We start from the raw sequence: 5,225 nt of genomic DNA, 5'->3' as shown, positions 1-5,225 counted from the left end.
TGGAGGTCCACTGCTGGTTGGCCTGCCCGTTGCAGTCCCAGATCTGCACCTGCGCACCATTGGCCTGCGAGGCGCCGTTGACGTCCAGACACCGCCCAGACCCCACACCTCGCAGCGCACTCGTGCTCCCCGAAGGCTGGCCCTGGGGACCGGCGGCCGCCATCACGGCCTGGGCGCCGGCCGGCCAGGTGCCGTTGGTGACGGTGACATTGTTGTTCACCACATTGCCGCGGTCGCCGTTGGTCACGTTGGTGCTGCCGTTGGTCGACCAGTTGCCGGTGACGGTGAAGTTCCCCATGTTCTCGCCGCCCCAGTAGTTGGCGGTGGCCCAGGTACCGGTATTCGAGAGGACGTTGTTGGTGACGGAGTAGTACTTCGAGCCCTCGTCGAAGTAGATCCCGAACCAGCCGTTGGTCCGTAGGCAGTGGTTGCCGCTGATCAACGCGTTCGGGTTCCACGACAGCGTGTAGATACATCCACCATCGGTCATCTGCTGCATGACGTCATGGACGTAATTGCCGATGAGCTGGTTGCCGGACGCGGTGGTGGGAGTGGTGTACCGCGGCTGGTAGTTGTACAGGCCGCGGTTCGCGTACTGATTGCTGCCGCCGGGCTCGTTGGCGCCCCAGCCGTACCCGATCGACATGCCGGTGTACGGCATGTTGTAGACCTCGTTGTGGGACACGTTGGTGTTGGTGACGTAGGTGGTCAGGACCGAGACGACGCCCCGGTAGTCCAGGCCGAGGTCGTGGATGCGACTGTTGCTGACGGTGATGTTCCGGTTGACCATTCGCTGGTCACTGGGATGGTGCGCGTCGGCGCGCACGCCGCCGACCACGATGCCGCCGGCCGAGCTCTGGGCGATCTCGGACCGCGTGATCGTGATGTCACTGGCGCCCAGGCCGACACCGCTGGCGTGCGCGTTGGCGTCGTTGCCGACGCCAACGGCCGTCTGACCGAGGTTGACGAACTGGGAGTCGGTGAAGGTGACGTTGTTGGCCGCGGAAACTTGTACGGCCGCCGGCATCTGGTACCAGTTCGGCCGCGCGGCCTCGAACTGCTGGCAGCCCTCCTGGCAGGAGGTCAGCCTGTCGGCGGGCCAGTTCCAGTTGCCCGCGATGTAGGCGCCGGTCTGCTCGTCCGCGTAGCCCTGGTTGCTGCTGGGTCCGAGCCAGGTGGTGCCGGTGAAAGTGATCCCGCTGAACGTGATGTGGTGCGCGGGCGCGTCGTAGGTGCCTCCGACGTTCACCAGAGACTGGAGAAGCGGCAGCTCGACGCTGACACTGCTCATGTTCTGCCCGGCAGCCGGGATGTAGTACAGGACGCCGGTCCCGGGGTTGATGTACCACTCCCCCGGCGCGTCCAGGAACTCGTACGCGTTCTCCACGTACAGCGGACCCGCCCGGTGCGGCTGCGTGAAGGTGTCGTACCCGAAGGTGTTGTTGTTCCAGCCGGGCTGCTGCATCGTGATGAAGTTCCCGCTGATGCTCTGCACCGTCACGTAGCGGTCGGTGAACGAGCCCACGCTCTCCATCTCGACCCGGTTCTGGTTGGCCAGGTTGTTCAGATAGCTCAGCGCGCTGTTGCCGAACCTCAGGCCGGTGCTGCTGGCGGTGAAGTCTGACCGGTTCACGGCCGTACGCGCCCGCGTGGCGATGGCGCCGTTGACGTACAGCTGCCGGGTGTCGATCCCGGCGCCGACGTTGGCGCGCCAGATGTTCTTCCCTGAATCGGCCACGGTCCATCCGGTGACCGCCCTGGCTCCGCTGATGACGGGATGGGCGCCCGCCGCGGCCTGCCATTTGACGGAGTAGCCGTTGTTTCCTGAATCGGCGGCGGCCAGCCGGAGCGGCGCGGAGAGCCGGTACACCCCGTCGGCCAGTTCCACGACGATGTCACCGGACATCGCGCCGTTCAGCGAACGTACCGCCGTCTGTGCCGAGGCCAGCGAGCACGGCTGGGCGGAGGTGCAGGCGGTGCCGGTCCCGGCGGGTGACGCGTACAGGGTCGTGGTGGCCGCGAGGGCCGGGGGGGCGGGGGCGACGAGGGCGAACGCCGCGGCCAGCGCCGCGGCGATGATGCCGATCAGAATCGGTCTCAGCGCCGTGACGGGCGAAGATGACTGCACGGTGGTTCCTTTGGGGGGTACGGGTGTGGCCAGGTCACGCCCTGCTGCTCAGGCAGGTGACGCCCTTCTGAGGGTCATCGCTTCTAATTACGTTGTGAGTATGGATAACCGTCAAGCCCTTAAGCCCGCTTATTTCATCATTCGCACACCAAAATCCTAGCCATAGTTAGCCGTTTTCCTTCTTCACCAGCGGAGATGCTTGCCACCGCCCACGCCCGCGCAGATCGCCCTCGCATGAACCGTTCGTATGTGTCGTACTAATCGGCACCACGTCTGAGCTTGGGAGGGCAACCTCATCAGTCATACTTTGCAGGGAACGGCGAGGAGGAAGCACGGTGACCGACACCCCGCGCGAGAGCGGATACCGGCCGGGTTACGAGGTGGCCGCCGAGCAGGTACTGGAATTCATCGTCCGGCTCGGCCTGCGCCCGGGCGACCGCATGCCGACCGAGAACGAGCTGGCACGGCAACTGGGCACCAGCCGCACCGTGGTGCGCGAGGCGGTGAAGATACTCTCCGCGCTCGGCCGGGTACGCGCCCAGAAGGGCCGCGGCCTGTACGTGGCCGACGACGAGGGGATGTTCGGCACCGGGCGCTGGGCGTCCTTCTTCCTCCCCACAGACCTCGACCACGTCTACATGCTGTTCGAGTTCCGCCGGGCGCAGGAGATGGAGACCAGCCGGTTGGCCGCCCGCCGCGCCACCCCCGCGGAGCTGAGGGCCATCGAGGACGCGGCCGGCGTGTGCCGCCACGGCTTCGAGACCGGACGCGAGGAACTGTTCAACGAGGGCGACGACACCTTTCACACCGCCATCGCCACGGCCTCGCACAACATCTTCCTCCAGGTCGCGGTGCGGGAGGCCCGCAGACTGCAGGCGCAGTCGAACCTCATCGGGCTGCGCGGCTCGGTGGGCGGGCACGCCGCCAAGGCCGTCGAGGAGCACGACACCATCTATCAGGCCATCCGCGCCGGCGACCCGGAAGCGGCCGCCCAGGCCGCCGCCACGCACATCGACAACACCCTCGACGACTACCGACGGGAGATCCAGCAGCGCCTCTTCTCCTCATCCCAGTGATCCGCCCGGCGATCGGCCATCCGAACCGGTTCGTCCATCTGGGAACCGACAGGACGTGATCAGGCGAGTCGGCGGCGGACGAACGTTTCATCGAGCCCGACTCGGCGGGAGTGCGAGCATCGCCGAGGACAAGAGCCTGGCGATTCTCGACGACCTCGTCGTCACACGGCGCGTGCTGGAGTCCGACATGGCCAACGTCTCCTCCCGCCTGGCCGGGCTGGACACCATGGAGCAGCTGCGCGCACTGGTCATCAACACCGCCCGGCACATGGGCCGAACGGAGCGGGCCCTGTGCGTGGCGTCGAACCTCGGCCACCGCCGCATCTACGAACGCATCGCCGCCCACGATCCCGACGGCGCCGCCGAGGCGATGTTCAATCACATCACCGAGGCCTGGATCGTCCGCCGCAACGGAACGGCCGATCCCGTACGGCTGCGGCGTTGGCACGGACCCACCCCGTGAGACCGGCCACCTCGCCCGAGCGCTCGGAACGATTCGATTGACCGACAATGAAAGTTTCATCGCGGGACGTCAGTGGTGACCACGGCCGCTTCCCCTGGTCAGACGCAGGAGCGACGAGTCGTCTCAGGCGAGAGCCCCTCAATGCCGAAAAGCCCGGGCCTTGACAGGGCTTGTCACGGTCATATTTGCTCCGCTGCACCGTCGCCTCGAGCCGACCGGAAGAAAGGAGATCCGATTACGGCGGCGTTGAGTGAGCGCTAACACCTTTGGGATTCGACCGGTCGGCCGATGCGTGCAGGACCGGCGAATTTCGATCGGCAGAACACGGTGCGCCGTCGACCCGGTATTCACCGAGCCAGAGACCAGAAACGCCGGCCGCCGACGCCCTCACCCCGGAAAAGGTGGAGGAAATGGCTTCCCATCTACGTATGTCACCACGAGAACGGCAAAGGAATTTTCGTGATGTCGATGCTTAGGTCCCTCTTCACCGCTATCGCGTCCACGGCACTGCTCGTCGTTCTGGCCACGGTGCATACGGCGCTGGGCGACAGCGCCATCCCGTCGCTCGCAAAACAGAGCGCCCTCGCGGCCACCGCGGGATGCGGCAAGACTCCGACGCTCAGAAGCGGTACGCAGTCGATTACGACCAGCGGGAAAAATCGCAGCTACATCCTGAGGATTCCGGACGACTACCACAACACCACCCCCTATCGATTGATCTTCGGGTTCCACTGGAATGGCGGAACAGCCAACGATGTCGACTCGGGCGGAACCAGTGGGTACCCCTGGTCCTACTACGGGCTCAGGGCATTGTCGAACAACACCGCGATCTTCGTCGCGCCTCAGGGCTTCAACAATGGCTGGGCCAACTCGGGCGGTGAGGACGTCACCTTCGTCGACGACATGATCCGCCGGATCGAGGCGGACCTCTGTGTGGACACCTCCCAGCGCTTCGCCTTGGGCTTCAGCTACGGCGGCGGCATGAGCTACGCGCTCGCGTGCGCCCGGGCGACGGTCTTTCGCGCGGTGGCGGTCTACTCCGGCGCGCAGCTCAGCGGGTGCAGCGGCGGCACCGAGCCCGTCGCGTACATAGGACTCCACGGCCTCAGGGATCCGGTGCTCAACATCTCCGCGGGCCGGTCGCTGCGTGACAGGTTCGTCAGGAACAACGGCTGCACGCCCCAGAACCCGCCGGAGCCGGCGCAGGGAAGCCTGACGCATATCGTCACCTACTACTCCGGGTGCCGGGCCGGGTATCCGGTCGCATGGGCGGCGTTCGACGCAGGCCACACCCCCGGTCCCGTGGACGGGAAGCCTGGCGACTTCGAACCCGGCGAGAATTCCTGGACCAGGCCAGTGGTGTGGAATTTCTTCACGCAGTTCGGAGGCAGCAACCCGACTCCGACGCCGACCCCCACGAGTAATCCGCCGGCGACGAGCGCGCTCAAGGGCGTGGGGTCTGGGCGGTGTCTGGACGTCAACGGCGCCTCGCAGGCCAACGGTGCGCAGGTGCAGATCTGGGACTGCAACGGGCAGGCCAACCAGCAGTGGACCTCCG

The 5,225-nt window shown here is 66.1% G+C and carries 4 protein-coding genes; 3 read left to right on the top strand and 1 reads right to left on the bottom strand.

Translation table 11 applies throughout. The annotated features are described in order from the left end of the window. The coding region (locus tag AB0J09_RS55560) for an RICIN domain-containing protein (RefSeq protein ID WP_360710488.1) at nucleotides 1-2,128 on the bottom strand (2,128 nt) is incomplete at its 3' end. A gap of 335 nt (nucleotides 2,129-2,463) precedes the next feature. On the opposite strand from AB0J09_RS55560, the gene AB0J09_RS55555 reads away from it, so the two are divergent. From AB0J09_RS55555 to AB0J09_RS55545, 3 genes are all read left to right on the top strand, one after another. Further along, nucleotides 2,464-3,204, top strand: coding sequence for a FadR/GntR family transcriptional regulator (locus AB0J09_RS55555; protein WP_360710486.1), 741 nt, complete (start codon nucleotides 2,464-2,466; stop codon nucleotides 3,202-3,204). Nucleotides 3,205-3,259: 55 nt separating this feature from the next. Further along, the gene (locus tag AB0J09_RS55550; protein ID WP_360710484.1) at nucleotides 3,260-3,667 is read left to right on the top strand and encodes an FCD domain-containing protein; all 408 of its coding nucleotides are present in this window, start codon (nucleotides 3,260-3,262) and stop codon (nucleotides 3,665-3,667) included. Between the two features lie 462 nt (nucleotides 3,668-4,129). After that, nucleotides 4,130-5,225, top strand: a 1,096-nt coding sequence (locus AB0J09_RS55545; RefSeq protein WP_360710482.1) for an RICIN domain-containing protein, incomplete at its 3' end; no start/stop codon positions are given.

The sequence above is a fragment of the Nonomuraea sp. NPDC049784 genome (assembly GCF_040659615.1).
Classification (GTDB): Bacteria; Actinomycetota; Actinomycetes; order Streptosporangiales; family Streptosporangiaceae; genus Nonomuraea.
Note: the sequence above shows the minus strand (reverse complement) of the source record. Positions and strands in the feature narration are given on the sequence as shown.